Genomic DNA, 18,800 nt, shown 5'->3' on the forward strand with positions numbered 1-18,800 from the left:
ATCCTACTTGCCAGAATCTACCCTTCTCCACAAATTCAGTTCAAGCGTTTCTGAGACACAAAATGTCCCCGAAGCGGAGAAGTTGTTGCACGAAAGGAAGGCATCAGTGGATCTGTTTTACACCTATTGGATCAGCACAGCATTGCTGGCATTGCTCTATCTATCATCAGCTCTCTTGTACCTAACCAAGGCAGAGTTCGTGGCGAAGGCTCAGGCCGATTTGGGGTACAGAGCGCCATATCTGATGGCGTTCATGATCATCGTGAAGATACTCGGCCCGCTGGCGGTTCTGTCGCGGATGAACTTGCCGCTTAGCGACTTGGCTTATGCCGGCTTTTTCTACCACTTGATCCTCTCCGGGATGGCGCATCTTGGTGCGCGGAGTATCAAAGGCGCGTTGCCGGCGGTCATCGGTCTTGTGTTGTTAGCAACTTCCTTTGCAACGCAAAACGCAGCACGGGAGGTCCCGTCACCTTACGCCCCGGCTTTCCAGAGACTTGAGAACGGACGAGCATGAACATGCATCGATCGAACGCCGCAGCTTGCGGCTGGCGGCGTTCGATCTCTTGGGTTCCGCAGGCGATTTTGACCCGGCGACTTAGCTTCACGGAGCGGGAAGGCTAGATCGCCGATAGGAGGAGACCGCTACCCCATCAGCGGCAGCAAGCCGTCGATCGACTTTTTCGCGTCCCCGTAGAACATCCGCGTGTTTTCCTTGAAGAACAGCGGGTTCTCGATGCCCGAATAGCCGGTCCCCTGCCCACGCTTCGAAACGAACACGTGCTTGGCCTTCCAGACCTCCAAAACGGGCATGCCGGCGATCGGTGAGTTCGGATCTTCGAGGGCCGCAGGATTCACGATGTCGTTGGAACCGATGACGATGACGACGTCTGTGCTCGCAAAGTCGTCATTGATCTCGTCCATCTCAAGAACGATGTCATATGGGACCTTTGCCTCCGCAAGGAGGACGTTCATGTGGCCCGGCAGGCGACCGGCGACCGGATGAATGGCGAAGCGGACAGTCTTTCCGGCAGCGCGAAGCTTTCGCGTCAATTCAGAGACTGCCAGCTGGGCCTGGGCAACGGCCATTCCGTAGCCAGGGACGATGACAACGCTCTCTGCATCGTTGAGAGCCGATGCGACACCTTCGGCGTCGATTGCGATTTGCTCGCCGATTATTTCCATGGCCGGCCCTTTAACCGCGCCAAAGCCTCCGAGAATGACGGAGACGAAAGACCGGTTCATCGCCTTGCACATAATGTACGAGAGAATTGCGCCAGATGACCCTACCAGTGCGCCCGTAACGATGAGCAGGTCGTTCCCGAGGGTGAACCCGATCGCAGCCGCGGCCCAACCCGAGTAACTGTTGAGCATCGAAACGACGACCGGCATGTCCGCGCCGCCGATCCCCATAATGAGATGGCACCCGATAAAGAAAGCGAGCAGCGTCATGGCTACGAGCGGCCAGATGCCACCTTGGTTTGCGTAGATCATCAGAAGAACGAGCGACAGAATGGCCGCTCCGACGTTGAGGAAGTGGCCGCCCGGCAATTTCTTCGCTTTGCCATCGACCTTACCTGCCAGCTTGCCAAACGCGACCACCGATCCCGTGAAGGTGACAGCTCCAATGAATACGCCGAGGAAGACCTCGACCTTCATTATCGAAAGCTCCACGGCGGTCTTGTGGGCGAGGATGCCAGCAAATCCATCCAGTGACGCGCGCGTGGTTTCATCCATGAAGGCAATACGAGTTGCTTCCAGATGCGCGTTGAAACCAATGAAGACGGCTGCCAGTCCGACAAAGGAATGAAGCGCCGCCACCAGTTGGGGCATTTCGGTCATCTGGACACGGCTGGCTACGAAAAAGCCCAGTACAGCACCGCCGGCGATCATTCCTGCGATGACCAACCAATTCCCGACCCCGGGTCCTAGTATGGTGGTGATAGCTGCGAGCGCCATCCCGACGATACCATACCACACCGCACGTTTTGCGCTTTCCTGTCCGGAAAGGCCGCCGAGCGACAAGATGAAAAGAACGGACGCGGCGATGTAAGCCGCGGAGACAACACCGATTGCCATGATTTCCCCTCAGATCAAGACCGCTGGAACATGGCGAGCATGCGCCGTGTCACCAGGAATCCCCCGACGATGTTAATGGTGGCGATAAGCACAGAGATGGCCGCCAGTGTCGTGACCAACCAATCGCTGGAGCCGATCTGAAGCAGTGCGCCGAGAATGACGATCCCGGAGACAGCATTGGTGACGGCCATCAGCGGGGTATGTAGTGAATGGGAGACGTTCCAGATCACCTGGAAGCCGACAAAGCATGCCAGAGCGAAGACGACGAAATGCGCCATGAAGCTTTGCGGGGCAAACGCGCCCAGGACGAGCAAAAAGGCAGTGCCAACTGCTAGAAGAAGCCCCTGGTTCCTGGTTTGCGTCTTGAACGCCGCCAACTCTCTCTGCCGTCGCTCCTCGGCTGTTGGCTCTTTCGCCTTTTCCCGTGGCTTCTGTGCTGCAATTGCCTTCACTTTTGGTGGCGGCGGCGGAAACGTAAGTGCCCCTTGATGGGCGACAGTCGCGCCGCGGATAACGTCATCATCCATGTTATGAACTAGCTGCCCATCTTTTCCGGGCGTCAGGTCGGCCAGCATGTGCCTGATGTTCATGGCGTAGAGCGATGATGCCTGGGCGGCCATTCGGCTCGGGAAGTCGGAATAGCCGATCACTACCACCCCGTTTTCGGAGACGATCCGCTGGTCGGGACGCGTTAGTTCACAATTACCGCCACGTTCGGCAGCCAAATCAACGATTACGGACCCAGGCTTCATGGCCGCGACCATATCGGCTAGCCAAAGCTTGGGAGCGTCCCGACCGGGGATGAGCGCAGTCGTGATCACTATGTCGACTTCAGGCGCTAGCTCCCTAAACTTTGCGAGTTGCTTCTCGCGAAACTCCGGTGACGACGGCGCGGCATATCCTCCGGTCGCCGCCCCATCCTGCTGCACAGCAAAGTCCAAATAGACAAACTCGGCCCCCATGGATTCGATCTGTTCGGCGACTTCGGGGCGAACGTCGAAAGCCAGGGTGACCGCACCGAGCGAAGTCGCCGTGCCGATTGCCGCTAGACCGGCCACGCCCGCCCCGATCACCAGCACTTTCGCTGGTGGAACCTTACCCGCCGCGGTGACCTGGCCGGTGAAGAAGCGACCGAAGTTGTTGCCGGCTTCAATTACTGCGCGATAGCCGGCGATGTTTGCCATCGAGGACAGCGCATCCATTTTCTGAGCGCGGGATATACGCGGCACCATGTCCATCGCGACCGCGTTTACGCCCTTCGCAACCGCGTGCTCGAGGAGCGCTTGGTTCTGGGCCGGGTAGAAGAACGAGATGAGCGTTTGCCCCGGGGCCATAAGATCAAGCTCTTCGGGCTGCGGCGGTCGCACCTTAACAACCACGTCCGATGTCGAGAACAATGCCGCAGCGTCGTGAACAACATCGACCCCAGCCAAGCGGTAGGCCTCGTCCGTGTAGCCTGATTTCTCGCCGGCACCGCTCTCCACCACGCATTCGTGGCCCAGCTTGACAAGCTGACCGGCGCTTTCCGGCGTTAGCGCCACCCGAGCCTCGAGGTCGGCGGTCTCCTTTGGTGATCCGATTTTCATGGGTTCTTCCTGAATTCACGCGTATGGACGCGCGTCAGCGCGCGATGCTGACGAGCATCGGCTATGTGGTTGAAGTTGTTTGTTGCTACGGCTCAGGCGCTAAATCTCGCGGGGCGAGGAGTTGCTCCTGCCAGGCCAATGGCTTCAGTCGAAGACGAACACGCCCTTCCCGATTTTTCGCTGTTCGAAGAGAGCGTAGGCTTCAACGGCCTGATCGAGCTGGAACTCGTGGGTGAACAGCGCGTCGACATCGATGCCGCGTTCGGCGACGAAGCTCGCGCACTCGTCCTGCAGGTTCTTGTTGAAGGTAAGCGACCCAACGAGGTTCTTCTGGTTGCTGATGAGTTCGTTGCATTCAAACTGCATCGAGCCGTGAACGCCCACCAGGCAAGTGGTTCCCCATCGCTTGATAGCCTGGAGCGCCTGCTGGCGTGCTACCGAGTTTGAACTGCACTCGATTGCCTTGTCGGCTCCCAAACCACCTTTCGTGAGGTCGCGTACGGCCTTCACGGGGTCGTCCTTCATGGGGTTGATGACAAAATCTGCGCCGAAATCCTTCGCCATCTGCAGACGCTCTTCGCCGACGTCCAGCGCGATAACACGTGCGCCGAACGCCTTTGCGAACACGGTGCAGCTCAACCCGACAGGCCCCTGCCCGAAGATCGCGATGGTCTCATCCGCCAGCAAGTTGATCCTCTTCAAGGCGGCGTATGCCGTGCCGCTTCCACATCCAACCGCCGCTCCCGCGTTGAAGGAAAGCTGCTCGGGAAGCTTGATGATCGTATGCGCCGGCACCTTCATGAAGGGCGCATGTGCACCGTGGCTATTGCCTCCGAAAGCGATCCGAGTGTGATCGCAATTCTGCATCCATCCAGTCCGGCAATTGGGGCACGTGCGGCAGCCGTCGTAGTGGTAGACCATGACGCGATCGCCCACGCGCGCTTCCCAGGGCCGGACGGCGGATCCGACTTCTTCGACAATGCCGCACGGCTCGTGGCCTTCGATGACGATTTGGTCTTCGCGTCTCTTGGGCTCATTGAGGTGATTGAGATCGCTTCCGCACATTCCAGAAGCCTTGATCCTCACGACCACTTCATCGGGACCGGGAACCGGATCGGGATAGTCCCGAAACTCCATCTTGCCTTCGCCCAGAAATACGAGACCTTTCATCTTTTCCTCCACCTCACCGAGGCCGAAACCCGGTCTTTAATAAACTCGCCAAGTGCCGCTCAAGAACAGCTCGATTTGTGCTCGCAGATCGGAAGTAGCGGCACAATGACGATCTGGGTCGAAACAGACTCCGTCACGGGGAGATATAGCTTGATGTTATATCTCGAAGGGGCACGACGGCTCCGACCGCGTCAAAATTAAACGGTCCTTTTGCCTCATGCGGCCCGTTATAACCTGCGCTTATACCCTCCCCGTCGCCCCACTGTTTTGAACGGTTCTAGCGTGTTACCCAATTTTAACAGGAGGCACGAAGCGCGGTTAATCGGGAGTATCCGCCGCCTTCGTCAAACCCAAGATTTTATTTGTCTACTAGCGACCCAACACGCATGAGGGAGGATTCCATGCACGCTACGCTGAACAGATACCGCACCCACTCCAAGTCCGTCTCCGGATCGATCTTCCGGACATCGGCGGTGGCTCTTACAACCCTTCTCCTCGCTGGCTCGGCGATGGCGGAAGACCTGACGTTCGGTTACGTACCGGCAAGCCTGGAGTACCCATACAACGTCATGACTGCCGAGGGCTTCGAACAAGCGGCCAAGGAAAAGGGCGTCAAGACGGTCGTCCTCGACCCTCGTGGAAGCGTCGAAAAGCAAGGCAACTTCCTCGACGACCTGTTGTCTCAGAAGGTGAATGCCATCGGTTTCCTCCCGCTCGATTCCGTTGTCGCGGAAGGCTTCGTCGACAAGGTGAATGACGCCAACATCCCTATCGTCGCCATCGCTCTCCAGGTCGGCGATTCCGCCAAGCGCAAGCTGCAGGAGCCGTATCCGGGGCTTTCCGCCCTGGTAGCCACGGACAACTATCAGTCCGGTGTTGTTGCCGGCGAGATGGCGGCTGGCCTACTGCCTAAGGACAAGACGGCCAAAATCGGCATCGTTATGGGTGACCCGGCCTACACGATCGTCAAGCTCGATACCGACGGCTTCAAAGCGGCCCTGGACAAGGCGGGCGCTAAGTACGAAATCGTTGCCGAACAGCCGACGAACTGGACGCCTGATGAAGGCGAGGCCGTCTGCCAGAACTTCCTGACGGCTCACCCCGACATCGATCTCATCTACAGCCATGCTGACGATATGGCGATCGGCTGCGCACGCGCTATCGATGCGTCCAATTCCAAGCCCACACTGATCGCGACTGGAGGCGGCTCAAAGCTCGGCTACTCCGCGATACTCGCCGGCGAAATGTATGGCTCGGTTTGCACCCGGCCCAAGCTGCTTGGCAAGCTCATGTTCGAAGCCATGTATGAAGCTGCGACCAAGCCCGATACTCCCAAAGGTCGGTTCGTGACCTACGAGATGCCGCCGATCACGAAGGAAACCATCGACGCCTGCCCTGAGCAGTGGTGATATCTTTCGATTGACGGATGGGAGGTGTCCTTTGCAACACGATAACCCTATCATGCAACTACGTGGTGTTGTTAAGGGATTTCCCAATGGCACACTCGCCCTGCGCGGTGTCGATCTCGACATCGAGCAGGGCAAGGTTCACGGCTTGCTTGGCGCGAACGGCGCTGGCAAATCCACGCTGATCAAAATCCTGTCGGGCGCATATTGGGCGACCGTGGGGGAAATCATATGGCGCGGCAATCCGGTGAGGTGGGATAGCCCCAAGGCAGCCAACGATATGGGGGTTGCCACCGTCCACCAGCACATTCCACTCGTTCCCACGCTATCGGTCATCGAGAACATCTTTCTCGGGAACCGCGGACTATGGCGTCTCTCGGCGGGCAGCCGCCGAGAGTACGAAGAACTCTGCCAGCGCATCGGCTATCGCCTCGATCCCGACGCGCTGGTCGGCGACCTCTCCATCGGAGAACGCCAAATGGTGTCCATCATGACGGCGGTCGGTACCGGAGCCGATCTGATCGTTATGGACGAGCCTACCGCGTCTTTGGCTGCGGAAGAGCGTGAGCTGGTCTATGCGACCGTTCGCCGGCTGTCGAAGGGAGAGAACAAAGCGATCCTGTTCGTAAGCCACTTCCTAGACGAGGTGATGGCGCTGACGGACCAGGTCACTGTTTTGCGCGACGGGACTGCTGTCTTGCGCGCCAACACGGCGGACCTCGATGAAGATCGCATTGCCGAAGCAATCGTCGGCAAACAGATTGTCGCCCTTGAGCGCCAAGCCCAGGATCGGACACCAGCCACCGGCACCGCGCGCCTGCAGTTGCAGAACCTGGCTTCCAAGGGCAGGTTTGGCCCGATATCGCTGGATGTCGCTCGAGGAGAGGTGATAGGCGTGGCCGGTCTCCTTGGATCGGGACGAAGCGAGCTTCTGCATGCCATTTATGGTTCTGACCGTAACGCGAGCGGAACGGTTCTCCTAGATGGCGAAGTTGTCCCTCGGAATACCGGAGCGGCAGTCAAAGCCGGCATGGGGATGGTGCCCGAGGACCGCATGGCTCAAGGCCTGGTTCCCGAGTTCGAGATCTGGCGCAACACGACCTTGCCAGCCCTTGGCGGCGTTTCCGTGATGAACGCCATGCCCATCGAGGATCGTGAACGAGAGCGCGGGTGGGAAGCCATCCGCATGCTGTCGATCAAGGCGAGTTCTCCCGACATCCTCGTTAACGAACTTAGTGGCGGCAATGCCCAGAAGGTAACGATCGCCAAGTGGCTGTTCAGCGACGTAAAGCTGTTCCTTCTCGACGAGCCAACGGCCGGCATCGACATCGGGGCAAAGACGGACATTCTGAAGCTTGTCCGTAAGCTGGCCAGTCAGGGCCTATCGGTCATCATTGTTTCGTCCGAGTTCGAGGAACTCCTGGCAGTTTCGGATCGCATCATCGTTCTGAGAGACGGTAAATGTGTAGCCGTTCGCGACGCCCACGAAACTTCTGAGCACGAATTGCTTCTGCTCGCCGGCGGGCAGGCTGCTTCGGTCGAAGCGGCAGCCCACTAACCGGCATCGTTGAAAAAGCGAGAAAACACCATGAACACGATTACGCACAATCCGGTCGAGAAGCTCCCGGAGGCTCCGCAGATCCACCCGGTATCACCTGCGACCAATTGGCGTCGCCTTTTTGGTCTGCGCGAACGGGGCGTCTATTACGCTTTGCTGCTGCTGATCACGTCGATAGCGCTGCTCACAAGCTACCTCGGCCAGTCGAATTACCTCAGCGTGCTGAACCTGTCGAATGTGGTCTATCAATCATCATTGATGGCCATCATGGCGGTGGCGATGACTGTTGTACTGATCAGCGGAAACTTCGACCTTTCCGTTGCCTCCGTCGCCGCGCTGTCAGCGGTAATCCTCATCGGCAACGCCGATGCGATTGGTTTCATTCCCGCCGCAGCCCTTGCTATGGCAGTGGCTATGGTCATCGGCCTGATCAACGGCTCGATCGTCCAATTTCTGGGCATCAACGCCTTCATTGTCACTCTAGGTACGATGACCGCCGTACGCGGCCTTGTCCTTATCTACACAGACGGCCGCTCGCTTTCCGTGTCCGACCCCAACGTAATCGCCACCATGAAGGCGTTCGAAGGGGGTCGCCACGAAGGCTTTTGGCTGATCCTCGTCGGTGGCGTCGTGCTGCTGGCATTGGGTGCAATTGGTCTAGCCAGAACGCTGAGCGCCAAAGCTCCGGTTCGCCCCTCCTCTGTCGGCATGACACTGGGTGGCGTTGCCATGCTCTTCTTGGCCTGGGCGTCGGGCGGTGAGCTGACCTTGCGAAACCCAGTTATCTACCTCGCCATCTTCACCACAGTTGTCTGGTTTGTGTTGACCTTCACGATGGTAGGCCGCCGGGTGTACGCCGTCGGCGGAAATTCGGAAGCAGCTCGGCTTTCCGGCATCAATGTCCTGCTCTACAAGCTCATGGCCTTCGTGTTCTGCAGCGGGGCAGCAGGGTTTGCCGGCATCCTCTTCGCAAGCCGTTTGCGGTCGATCAATCCCGCGGGTCTTCAAGGCGCGGAGCTTACCGTCATTGCGGCCGCCATTCTCGGTGGGACGTCTCTGTTCGGCGGCGCGGGTAGCGTGATCAAGACTCTGGCAGGCGCGCTCCTCCTGTTCTCGCTGACGAACGGCTTCAACATCCTGAACCTCGGGGCAAACTGGCAGGGCCTGATCGAAGGGATCGTGGTCGTTGTTGCCGCGGCCATCTACACCGTTGGCGGCAACAAGTCGAAATCCAAGACCGGCGGTTGATCCGTCAAAGTCCAGACCGCCTGTCTGTCGACGGGCGGTCTCTTTCAATGCCTGAAACACTGGGAGTGACATTTCGTGACCGATATTCCACGAGTAGACTTTAACGGCAAGGTTGCCTTCGTTACCGGAGCCGGAAGCGGCGTTGGGCGGGCAACCGCCCTGGCTTTCGCAAAGGCAGGCGCTTCGGTCGCCGCCGTCGACATTAACGAGGCAGCGCTAAACGAAACCGTCGCCAACATTCGCGACGCTGGCGGAAAAGTCCTCCCGATCACCTGCGATGTAACGAAGGGCGAACAGGTCAAGGGTGCGCTCGATAAGACTATCGAAGCGTTCGGGCGGCTCGATGCGGCTCACAATAACGCTGGCATCGAACAGCCTGCACAGCCGATCGGAGATATTTCCGAGGAACTCTGGGACCGCATCATCTCGGTCAACCTCAAAAGCGTCTTCCTCTGCATGAAATACCAGATCGAAATCATGCTCAAGCAGGGCAGCGGAGCGATCGTGAACACCGCGTCCGGGGCGGGCGTCCTGGCCATCCGAAATCAATCCAGCTACTGCGCTTCGAAGTTCGGAGTGGTCGCCGCAAGCAAGGTCGCTGCGCTGGAATACGCGGACAAAGGCATCCGCGTTAACGCGATCTGCCCTGGCATCATCGATACTCCCATGATCTCCCGCTACACCAACGACACGGAGGAAGGCCGAGCCTTCATGATCGCCCAAGAGCCGATCGGACGCATGGGGCGTCCGGAAGAGATCGCGGGTACCGTTCTGTGGCTTTGCTCCGACGCTGCGGGATTTGTCACCGGACATGCCATGATTGTGGACGGCGGCCAGACAGCAGGCATCTAACGGGCGAACTGCCTGGTCAGGCGAGGCACCTGACCAGTTCAGTCGCATCTTCAAGGGTTTCCAAACGTTCGGCGAGGGCTACGGCTCTCGCCGAAACTTCTTCAGGAACCGGACGAGCAGAGACTGCGGCACACTCGAAGAACTTCGAGGCGACATCCTCCCAACTCATCGGATTGTCTGCATTGCCCGGCACCATCCGGCCCTCCTCCAGCCAGCGTGCGCCATCCTGTGTGATGATTTCCACGCGGCCGGGCGGCAGTTCCAGCTTCCAGTCCAGGCTCGCATCACGGACGAGCGTCATCTTGCGACCAATGGCCAGGACGTCCTCGTCTTGGAGCGCGGTCTCCGTGAAGTCCGTCACGCTCATTCCCCGGCGCACGATGGCTACCGATACGAGATACGGGAGGCTGAACTTGGCGTCGGCGAGTGTTGCGGGCGCACGCCGCTCTTCCAAAGGCTGACACATCAGGTCGTGATAGTCGCCCACATGCAAACGGATTTCTGCAATCTCAGCTGGCTGTAGGTTGTTGCGCTTAACGATATCGATCGCAGCTTTCATGTGGCTGTGCGCGGTTCCGACACAGGGCCATCGCTTGTAGAGCGTGCCGCTCCCCAGGAACTCCTTGCCAAGTGCGGCAACTATCTTCTCGCGGTCATAGCGACCGCCAAAATAGGTGTTCATGAAGCCGTATTGGCCTTCGAAGGCCTTATCTATGCCCGTCACTCCCTTTTCGGCCATCATCGCGGCCAGCACGGCCCCCTTAGCGGAGAACCCGGCATACATTCCGCGTAGGTCACTCCCCCTACCCGCGACCATCTCCATGATTCCAGACGACTGCATGGTAGCGATACCCATCGCCGCTGCCGTCTTCGCAGGAGACAGCCCAATCACTCGGCTGGCCGCCGCGGACGCCGCGAACACTGCCAATACCGTCGAAAGGTTCCAGTCCTTCTTCCATCCGACATTGCAGCGAAGGCGGCCGAAGATGTCCTGACCTACCGCGACGGCGGCGATCATATCCCGTCCATGCACGCCACCTTTTCGTTCAGCCAGGGCGAAGACGGCCGGAACGATAGAGCTGGCGGTGTGCTGTCCCCACGGCGTTTGATCATCATAGTCCAGGCAGTGTGCAAGCGCGCCGTTTGCCATCGCAGCCATGATAGCGGGAGCCCTGCCCCCAAACCCAAGCACGGTGCACTCGGGGTTCCCTCCGGTCTCAGCAACTATTTCGGCAACAGCTTTAACGGCAGGTTCCATGCCGCTCGCTGCGAGAATGACGCCAAGGGTGTCCAAAATACTCTTCTTGGCTGCCCAACGAGCGTCCTCATCCAGCTGATCGTATTCGATCATTGCCGCATGGGTGCCGAAGATATGGACGAGATCGCGTTGGACATCAGTCATGTCGAAAAACCTGGTTTGATGAAACTGGGTTTGATTTTGCACGAACCAGCATCGATCTCACGTTCAACTTGCGCTCCCAAACGCTAAGACCATATGGGTTATAACTTTTTATTATATCTGGTTCGCCAACCAGAAGAATGGAGGTTCTCAATCCGTCCTCAAAATGGAAAGTACTTAGGGAGGAAAGTAGGAGGAGAAAATGCCGTCATTGACAGGCAAGACCGTATTGATCACCGGCGCGCTCGGCACGATCGGCAAATCACTGGTCGAGCGCTTCATACAGGAGGGGGCGACAGTCATCGCCTCCGATCGCCCCGACGCCAACCCCGACGCTCTGGAGGGGCTGGGACAAAGCGTCCGCTACTTCGGCGTAGACTTGAACCAACTCGACGAACTGGAAGCTTCGGCCATCAAGCTCGCTGAGGAAGTCGGTGGCATCGACATCTTGGTCAACAATGCGGCGTTCGTAGTCAATAAACCCCATGAGGAGTTTTCGATCCCGGAATACGAGGAGGAAGTCCGTGTCAATTCCACGGCAGCCTTCGTGCTGGCGCGTGCTTGTAGCAAGCAGATGAAGCAGAAGATGTACGGTAAGATCATCAATCTCACCTCATTGACGCTCAACGGCAACTGGGAAGGTTTTGTGCCGTATGTGGCCTCTAAGGGCGCGATGTACGGTTTGGTCAAGTCGATGGCCCGAGAACTCGGCAAGTACAACATCACGGTCAACGGCATATCGCCCGGCGCTGTCATCTCCGACGCCGAGTGGCGACATTTCGGTGAGAAGCGCGAAGCGTATCACCAGTGGATTCTCGAGCGTCAGAGCATCAAGCGCCGGATCGAGCCCGTGGATATCGCGAACCTCGCCGTCTTCCTATCCAGTTCACAGGCTGACCTTATCAGTGGACAGGACATACACTGCGACGGTGGCTGGTAGGCCGTCCAGCAACGGGAGGAGGAGATAGCGATGCCGGTTAAGACGCCCACAATGCTTGCAGACGGGTTCATGTTTCTCGAGGCTCCGAAGTGGCGGGATGGTCAACTCTGGCTTTCGGATGTCTTCGATCACAAAGTCCATTCGCTCACAGCAGACGGGGAGAGGTCGACATACCTCGAGGTGCCTAACAGGCCCTCCGGCTTAAACTTCCTATCCGATGGCTCTTTGATAATCGTATCCGCGAAGGACCGTAGATTACTTCGGTATCGCGGGACGACTCTTACCGAGTATGCAGACCTGTCGGCGCATACCGACTGGTGGCTGAACGATTTCGCGGTGGACGCCAAAGACCGAATTTACGTCGGCGACTTTGGATATGACTTCGTTGCGAACGCCCCTCCCCGTACGACAAATCTCCACCGTGTCGATCCGGACGGATCGATCACCGTCGCGGCCCGAGACGTCGATTTTCCGAATGGCTCGGTGATTATCAACGGCGGGCGCACGTTGGTGGTGGCGGAGACGTGGAAAGCCCGGATTTGCGCGTTCGATATCGATGCCAACGGGGTGCTGAGCAACCGAAGGTTATTCGCGGACCTCGATGGCCGGCAACCGGACGGCATCTGCGCCGACGAGGAGGGAGCCATTTGGGCCGGTATTTATAACACCGGAGAGTTCGTTCGCGTTCTCGACGGTGGGGTGATTGCCGACTGTATAAAGTTCGATGGCTCCGCGATCTCCTGCACCCTGGGCGGCGAGACGGGCCAGCGTTTGTTCATGACTGCGTTTTTGGGCACGGATGCGGACATGGCTGCAGGCAGCAGGAACAGTGCCGTCTTCTATGTGGATCTCTAACAGGAGGTTCGGCAGGAAGGGGAATAACTCAACGTTATAGCACGCGCTGCGACGACGTTGCTGCCCTGCCCGTCCGCCATTAGCGTCAATATGACTCAACCCCTCGCAACAGTCTGAAACGATGAAACCAATCCTCGCTTTTCCACCGCTCGCCGGCATGACCTACCCCAAGCTCGATGAGGCCGATCTCGTTCGGATCGTACCCGCCCCCGAAGCGGTGTCCGGCCTTCCTGAAGCTGACAGACGAGAAGTTCGCGTGGTGATGACCAGCGCCACGCGCGGCTGCAGTGCCGATCTCGCCGCGGCTCTTCCCAACCTCGGATTCGTGATCTCTCAAGGTGCGGGGAGCGACAAGATCGACATCTCCGCTCTGGAAGCTCGAGGTGTAAAGGTCCGGTGCGTGGGAGAAGCACTGACTGACGATGTCGCGGATTTGGCCATGACACTGACAGTCATGCTGTGTCGAGACCTTGTCCGCGCAGACGCGTTCGCTCGTAGCGGTGATTGGCAGAAAGGTCGATTTGAAGTCGGCGATAGCCCGGTTGGCATGACAGTGGGCATCGGCGGCCTCAGCGGCCGTATCGGGCAAGCCATTGCCGCTCGGGCGTCCGCTGCGAGGATGAAGATTGCGGGTCTCAAGCGCGGCTCTAACGAAGGTCTCGGCGCGGCCCTTTACGACGGCTGGGAGGCGCTCGCAGCAGCAAGTGATGTGCTTGTGCTGGCCGTTCCCGGGACCCCGGACCTCAAGAACGTCATCGGGGCTCGAGAGCTGGCTGCACTCGGGCCAAAGGGACGCCTCATCAATGTTGGCCGAGGCAATCTAGTGGACACCGAAGCTCTTATAGTGGCCCTCGAGAACAATACGATCGCTGGCGCAGCGCTCGACGTCCTGGATTCAGAGCCCGTAATCCCACCCCGTCTGGCTGCGCTGCCCAACGTTATCTTGACGCCCCACATCGGGGGGCAGACGTGGGGTCAACGCGCTCGAGGAGCAGTTATCGCACAGGACGAGGTTCTCGCATTCCTCGCGACAACGCATTGAAACACCCGTTCAGGGCCGATCGAACACGGATCGACCAAGTTCCTCTAAGGACCGACGACATGACTGAAAAACAGCAATACACCTACCCGCGGATCGGCCTTTTGATCGATGGCGAGTGGATCTACGACCGAGAGCCCCTCTGCGACGTGGAGAACCCGAGTGACGAGTCCATCTTGGGTCAGGTGCCAAAGGCGACCGCGCAAGATCTACAGAACGCATTGGCGTCATCGGCAAGAGGTTTCGAGGTTTGGCGCAAAACACCTCCATCGGAGAGGGCCGCTGTAATGCGCCGAGCGGCAGCGCTTGTTCGGGCACGTGCAAAGGACATCGCACCAATCTTCACGGCCGAATCCGGTCGGACCTACGCCGAAGTGCTAGCCGAAATCGAGCGATCCGCCACCTTCCTGGACTGGGACTCGGAGGAAATCCGTCGCCTGTATGGCCGCATAGTTCCGACCGATCCGCCGATCCAGCAGTTTGTGGTCCGCGAGCCCGTAGGCCCTGTGGCAGCCTTTACACCCTGGAATGTCCCGATGAGCGCGCCTTCAAGAAAGATCAGCGCATCATTGGCTGCCGGATGTTCGATCATCCTCAAGCCTGCCGAGGAGACGCCCGCTACCGCTTGCCTGTTCGCTCAGTGCTTCCTTGATGCTGGCCTTCCCAAAGGTGTCCTAAACGTCGTCTTCGGTAATCCGGATGAAGTATCGCGCACGCTGGTCCTGTCTCCAATTACCCGTCTTGTGACGCTTACCGGCTCGATCAACGTGGGTAAGCACCTTACCAGACTGGCCGTCGACACCATGAAGCCGGTCCTCATGGAACTGGGTGGTCATGCGCCCGTGCTTGTCGATGAAAACACCAATGCGGACGAGATCGCCCAGTTGGCGGTGAACTGGAAGTTCAGGATGGCAGGTCAATTCTGCTCGGCACCTTCCCGGTTCCTGATCCACCGTTCGCGTTACGATGACTTTGTTGGAAGCCTTTCCGAAAAGGCAAGCAAGCTGAAGGTCGGAGACGGCTTCACCGAAGGTGTCCAGATGGGTCCCCTCGCCAACAGGCGTCGGCTGGCGGCAATGACGGACCTTGTCGAGGACGCGGTGTCTCATGGTGCAAAGGTCACGGCTGGCGGCCAACGCGTCGGCAATCGTGGCTGGTTCTACGCACCCACAGTCCTCGCGGACGTGTCGCTCGGTGCGCGGGTGATGAGCGAGGAACCGTTTGGCCCGATTGCTCCTTGCATGGCGGTGGATTCGATGGATGAGGCACTGACGATCAGCAACAGCCTCAGCATGGGCCTTGCAGCCTTCGTCTTCACCAACAACATGGAGCGTGCCGACTATTTGTCCCGTGAGCTTCAGGTTGGCTCGGTGGCGCTCAACGTTTTCACGAGCCCAGGCGCGGACGCTCCTTTCGGCGGCGTTCGCGAAAGTGGAATTGGACGTGAAGGCGGAACCGAGATGTACCACAGCTATACGGTGGCCAAAACGATCGCAGAGCGCCGCGTAAAAGTTTGAATCTCAAGCAAAAAGCTTTAGACTCATCTCGGAACAAGTGGAGGTGAGTTCTGGCAATGGTGCTTGAGATAGACCCCAAAAAGCTTCTCTATTTTGCTGCCGTGATCGAACACGGCAGCTTGAACCGCGCGGCGCGCCAGCTGAATGTTTCCCAGCCGGCCCTCTCGACGTCGATGGACCGACTTGAAGCTGAACTCGGGATGAAGCTGCTGGAACGCGGCCCTAGAGGCATTCTGGCCACCAGAAACGGAGACATCCTATACTGCCATGCACGCCTGATCAGGGAGGAAATCCAGCTCGCAGAGAGAGACCTGCTTAACGCGGCAGATGCTCGAAGCGAGTCCATTCGTATTGGCAGCCTGCCGAGCTTGGCCAGCAAGATCGTGCCGATGGCACTGAGCAAGTGGCGAGAGACACACGAGGGCGGTCACCTCGAGGTCGTAGAAAACGCCCAGGTTGACTTGCTAACTGGCCTTCTGCGGCGGGACTTCGATTTCGTCATCGGTTTTACGAAGGTCTTCGACATGCTCGATGGCCTCCGGCAGCGCGTGCTCTTTCGCGATACATTGCGGGTGATCGCAGGGATCAATCACCCATTGCGGAAACTGGAGACACTCACATGGAGCGACCTCGTGAAGTATCCCTGGATCAGCCCGACATCACGCAGGACGCACACGGTACTGGACCACATCATGAAGACCATGGACGCGCCCTTGCCCCAGATAACCGTCTGCGGGTCGGTTTCCTTGCTCAAGTCTTTGGTGGCCGAAACTGAACACCTCGCTCTGCTGCCCGCCCATGCAGTGCGGGAGGAGGTCGCGGAACAAAGACTTTTCGAGCTGCCGTTCTACGATCCGACGCTGAACAGAGATATCGCCGTCTTCTTCCGCGAGGGTTATGTCATGGACCAACCGAGGAAGGACCTTGTCGCGTGCGTGACGGAAGTCGGTATGGAACTTTGCAGAGAAAAGGAACTCGACGAAATTCCTGGCTGAATTGATCTGCCGTGACGGGACGTGGAGACGTACCGCGTACAGTGCTCACGAGAGATCGATCCGCGCCACCAGGCTCTCAAGGCACTTTTTTGCCTGACTTGGGAGAGTATCGCCCTCACCTCCCGTGGCGAGTTCTTCAATCTGCTGACAAGCACGAATTGCTCCTGCGTCGGCGGTGCGGTAAAAAAGAACCACTGTTGATTGCATTGGGGCCTGCATGAGACGAAGTTCTTCCATATTGGCGATCGCGATTCTAGTGGCAGGAATCGCGCCAGCCCAAGCGATCGATGTTGAGAACCTATTCGGACACACCGTGCGCGTTGAGGGCGAGTACCCTGAGCGCGCGCTCAAGATCGATGGTCGCGAATTGCACAGGAATGCCATTCTCCTTTTCGATGGTCTGATCATCGTGAGCGGCGTTCCGGCGTTGATCGGCAGCAGCTCGAATGGGGGCAACGCCTGCGATAGCAGTCCATTCGTCGTTTCCTTCCCGCCTGAAGGGAAGCCGCGTTTTGATGGCCCGATCGAAGCGTGCGCGTATATTCAGCACGCGTTTTTCGCAGACAAGATTGTGTTCTCGACTAATAACATCCCGGGAAAGGGCCGGGAGCAATGGTCCTGGACGCCTGCCGACGGCCTCAAGGAGTTGGGCGTCGTGGTGTTTATCCCCGAGGACGAGTCGGGCTGGCAGGCGCTCAGGGAACGCTCGTTTCAGCATCCTTCCGATGCCCTCAAAAATGCTGAGATTGCGGAAACGCTCAAGACGCTCCTCGGCGCTGATTTCGAGGCCTTCCAGGAGATCATTACCGGAACGGGCGGCGGCGAATTCAAAAGCGATGATTACGTCGGAACCACCTGCACGGCGCATATGTGCAGAGAAGAAGAGGCGCTGCTCTTTCTTTCCTCCAAAGATCGGCAGGCCTTTGCTGCCTGGAAACCGTACGAAAAGAAAATCGTTGTTTATCCGCCGGTTACGCAGTGGCCGGAGAAAGCAAAACAGGAACTGAGGGCATGGGCAGAAAAGTGGAAATAACGGCTGCGATGGCATTCACCTTCGTCCAATGGGCCATACCCGCAGCGGCGCAGGACATGCCTCGTTACAACCCGGCGGACTATTGCCAAAAGGTGGCCGATGTATCGGGGGGCTCGTCGGTGCTCTACAACTCATGCATCGAGATGGAGCAGAGTGCCTACGACAAACGAAAGGCAAACTGGTCGTCGGTTTCCGCTAAATCGAGAAACTACTGTGATGAAGTCGCGAGGGTGAGCGGAGGCTCTTACGCCCTCTTGGACTCGTGCATCGACATGGAGACCGACGCGTCTGCCTCCACCCCCGAATTCAAGTTCTAAACGGGGCGGACATGGCGGGCAAAATCTACATTTTGATGACGGCAGCTACACCGTGAGCACGTAGAAATCGTGGGGAAGCTTGCGTTTCCTATGACCCGCCGTATCCTGTCTTCGCGCATGTGAGCATAAAGCGGCCGCCTGGCGTCATGGATTACTGGTCGCGTAGCTAAGAACCAGCATCGGTTGGCGATCCGATAACGCTGATGACCCGTTCCCGCCGATTCCTCGAAGGATATTCGACATGGATACCCATGCCGTAATCGAAGCGCTGCCCTTAACAGGAGATCAAAAGGCTGCGCTCATAGAAACAGCCAACTTCGTGTTCGAGAAGGTTCTTGAACGGATCGAACCCGAGAACGAGAGCCTGATCCGCAAGCTGTGGGACCCCGGCGACTACATCGACAACTTTTTTCACGACAAAGAGCTGCCGATGAAATTGGATTACGCAGGCTCCCTAATCGATGCCTTTCTCGTGCACCATGTGATCGACTTGGCTGAGCAAGCCGATAGGCAGGCCAAATAGCCCGCAGACTAAACTGAAATAGCAATGACTGAGCCCCGGTCCGCCGGGGCTCTTTATGATTTGTTAGATCCGGCGGCGTCCCAGTTTCAGCCGCGACTTACGGCTTCAAGGTCTTAGCCGTGAAGTTCAAGGTCGTCAGATTTGTTCAATGCGCACAGGGAATTGGCCTTTCACGCGCAATGGATCAAAGCCGTCATCGAACCGGCCTAGCAGGCTGTTGAAGAAGTCTCCCGTTTGGCCTTTAGAATGGCCTCGTCGCCGTTGTGATAAGCGAAAGTGATCT

General features: G+C 58.1%; 18 protein-coding genes. 13 read left to right on the plus strand and 5 right to left on the minus strand.

Features of this window, described 5'->3' with window-relative positions; all coding sequences use genetic code 11:
- Nucleotides 1–112: 112 nt before the first annotated feature.
- Nucleotides 113–517 (plus strand): DoxX family protein, encoded by a 405-nt coding sequence (locus AC3WWH_RS29880; protein ID WP_492377418.1) that lies wholly within the window; start codon nucleotides 113–115, stop codon nucleotides 515–517.
- Between the two features lie 128 nt (nucleotides 518–645).
- Here the strand turns inward: AC3WWH_RS29880 and AC3WWH_RS29885 are convergent, their stop codons facing one another.
- The 3 genes from AC3WWH_RS29885 to AC3WWH_RS29895 all read right to left on the minus strand — a co-directional run bounded on the left by AC3WWH_RS29885 (nucleotide 646) and on the right by AC3WWH_RS29895 (nucleotide 4,835).
- Complete coding sequence (locus tag AC3WWH_RS29885; RefSeq protein ID WP_492377399.1) at nucleotides 646–2,079, minus strand: NAD(P)(+) transhydrogenase (Re/Si-specific) subunit beta; 1,434 nt, start codon at nucleotides 2,077–2,079, stop codon at nucleotides 646–648.
- Nucleotides 2,080–2,093: 14 nt separating this feature from the next.
- Nucleotides 2,094–3,665, minus strand: coding sequence for a Re/Si-specific NAD(P)(+) transhydrogenase subunit alpha (locus AC3WWH_RS29890; RefSeq protein ID WP_492377400.1), 1,572 nt, complete (start codon nucleotides 3,663–3,665; stop codon nucleotides 2,094–2,096).
- Nucleotides 3,666–3,809: 144 nt separating this feature from the next.
- The gene (locus AC3WWH_RS29895) at nucleotides 3,810–4,835 is read right to left on the minus strand and encodes a zinc-dependent alcohol dehydrogenase family protein (protein ID WP_492377401.1); all 1,026 of its coding nucleotides are present in this window, start codon (nucleotides 4,833–4,835) and stop codon (nucleotides 3,810–3,812) included.
- Nucleotides 4,836–5,344: 509 nt separating this feature from the next.
- On the opposite strand from AC3WWH_RS29895, the gene AC3WWH_RS29900 reads away from it, so the two are divergent.
- The 4 genes from AC3WWH_RS29900 (at nucleotide 5,345) to AC3WWH_RS29915 (ending at nucleotide 9,899) form a co-directional block, all read left to right on the plus strand.
- Nucleotides 5,345–6,244, plus strand: coding sequence for a sugar ABC transporter substrate-binding protein (locus tag AC3WWH_RS29900; protein WP_492377402.1), 900 nt, complete (start codon nucleotides 5,345–5,347; stop codon nucleotides 6,242–6,244).
- 31 nt (nucleotides 6,245–6,275) lie between these two features.
- Nucleotides 6,276–7,799 (plus strand): sugar ABC transporter ATP-binding protein, encoded by a 1,524-nt coding sequence (locus tag AC3WWH_RS29905; RefSeq protein ID WP_492377403.1) that lies wholly within the window; start codon nucleotides 6,276–6,278, stop codon nucleotides 7,797–7,799.
- 30 nt (nucleotides 7,800–7,829) lie between these two features.
- The gene (locus AC3WWH_RS29910) at nucleotides 7,830–9,047 is read left to right on the plus strand and encodes an ABC transporter permease subunit (RefSeq protein ID WP_492377404.1); all 1,218 of its coding nucleotides are present in this window, start codon (nucleotides 7,830–7,832) and stop codon (nucleotides 9,045–9,047) included.
- A 75-nt stretch (nucleotides 9,048–9,122) separates the two neighbouring features.
- Nucleotides 9,123–9,899 (plus strand): glucose 1-dehydrogenase, encoded by a 777-nt coding sequence (locus tag AC3WWH_RS29915; protein WP_492377405.1) that lies wholly within the window; start codon nucleotides 9,123–9,125, stop codon nucleotides 9,897–9,899.
- A gap of 16 nt (nucleotides 9,900–9,915) precedes the next feature.
- Here the strand turns inward: AC3WWH_RS29915 and AC3WWH_RS29920 are convergent, their stop codons facing one another.
- Nucleotides 9,916–11,343 carry an MmgE/PrpD family protein gene (locus tag AC3WWH_RS29920; RefSeq protein ID WP_492377406.1) on the minus strand — a complete coding sequence of 476 codons (1,428 nt, stop codon included), beginning with the start codon at nucleotides 11,341–11,343 and terminating at the stop codon, nucleotides 9,916–9,918.
- Nucleotides 11,344–11,500: 157 nt separating this feature from the next.
- Between AC3WWH_RS29920 and AC3WWH_RS29925 the strand changes: the two genes are divergently transcribed.
- The 5 genes from AC3WWH_RS29925 to AC3WWH_RS29945 all read left to right on the plus strand — a co-directional run bounded on the left by AC3WWH_RS29925 (nucleotide 11,501) and on the right by AC3WWH_RS29945 (nucleotide 16,644).
- Nucleotides 11,501–12,238 carry an SDR family oxidoreductase gene (locus tag AC3WWH_RS29925; RefSeq protein WP_492377407.1) on the plus strand — a complete coding sequence of 246 codons (738 nt, stop codon included), beginning with the start codon at nucleotides 11,501–11,503 and terminating at the stop codon, nucleotides 12,236–12,238.
- Nucleotides 12,239–12,268: 30 nt separating this feature from the next.
- Nucleotides 12,269–13,093, plus strand: coding sequence for an SMP-30/gluconolactonase/LRE family protein (locus tag AC3WWH_RS29930; RefSeq protein ID WP_492377408.1), 825 nt, complete (start codon nucleotides 12,269–12,271; stop codon nucleotides 13,091–13,093).
- Between the two features lie 121 nt (nucleotides 13,094–13,214).
- On the plus strand, nucleotides 13,215–14,135 hold the full coding sequence (locus AC3WWH_RS29935; protein ID WP_492377409.1) for an NAD(P)-dependent oxidoreductase: 921 nt from the start codon (nucleotides 13,215–13,217) through the stop codon (nucleotides 14,133–14,135).
- A gap of 59 nt (nucleotides 14,136–14,194) precedes the next feature.
- Nucleotides 14,195–15,649: an NAD-dependent succinate-semialdehyde dehydrogenase gene (locus AC3WWH_RS29940; RefSeq protein WP_492377410.1), complete on the plus strand. Its 1,455-nt coding sequence runs from the start codon at nucleotides 14,195–14,197 to the stop codon at nucleotides 15,647–15,649.
- 56 nt (nucleotides 15,650–15,705) lie between these two features.
- Nucleotides 15,706–16,644, plus strand: coding sequence for a LysR family transcriptional regulator (locus tag AC3WWH_RS29945; RefSeq protein WP_492377411.1), 939 nt, complete (start codon nucleotides 15,706–15,708; stop codon nucleotides 16,642–16,644).
- A 45-nt stretch (nucleotides 16,645–16,689) separates the two neighbouring features.
- Here AC3WWH_RS29945 and AC3WWH_RS29950 read toward each other — a convergent pair whose 3' ends face one another.
- A complete protein-coding gene (locus AC3WWH_RS29950; RefSeq protein WP_492377412.1) occupies nucleotides 16,690–16,881 on the minus strand; it encodes a hypothetical protein in 192 nt (63 codons plus the stop codon).
- Nucleotide 16,882: 1 nt separating this feature from the next.
- On the opposite strand from AC3WWH_RS29950, the gene AC3WWH_RS29955 reads away from it, so the two are divergent.
- From AC3WWH_RS29955 to AC3WWH_RS29965, 3 genes are all read left to right on the plus strand, one after another.
- Entirely contained in the window at nucleotides 16,883–17,677 is a 795-nt protein-coding gene (locus AC3WWH_RS29955) for an Ivy family c-type lysozyme inhibitor (RefSeq protein WP_492377413.1), read from the plus strand.
- The gene (locus AC3WWH_RS29960) at nucleotides 17,656–17,994 is read left to right on the plus strand and encodes a hypothetical protein (protein WP_492377414.1); all 339 of its coding nucleotides are present in this window, start codon (nucleotides 17,656–17,658) and stop codon (nucleotides 17,992–17,994) included. Before AC3WWH_RS29955 ends, AC3WWH_RS29960 begins: the two co-directional genes overlap by 22 nt.
- A gap of 241 nt (nucleotides 17,995–18,235) precedes the next feature.
- On the plus strand, nucleotides 18,236–18,517 hold the full coding sequence (locus AC3WWH_RS29965) for a hypothetical protein (RefSeq protein WP_492377415.1): 282 nt from the start codon (nucleotides 18,236–18,238) through the stop codon (nucleotides 18,515–18,517).
- Nucleotides 18,518–18,800 lie beyond the last annotated feature (283 nt).

This window comes from Ensifer sp. EB106-03-01-XG145, from assembly GCF_058792075.1.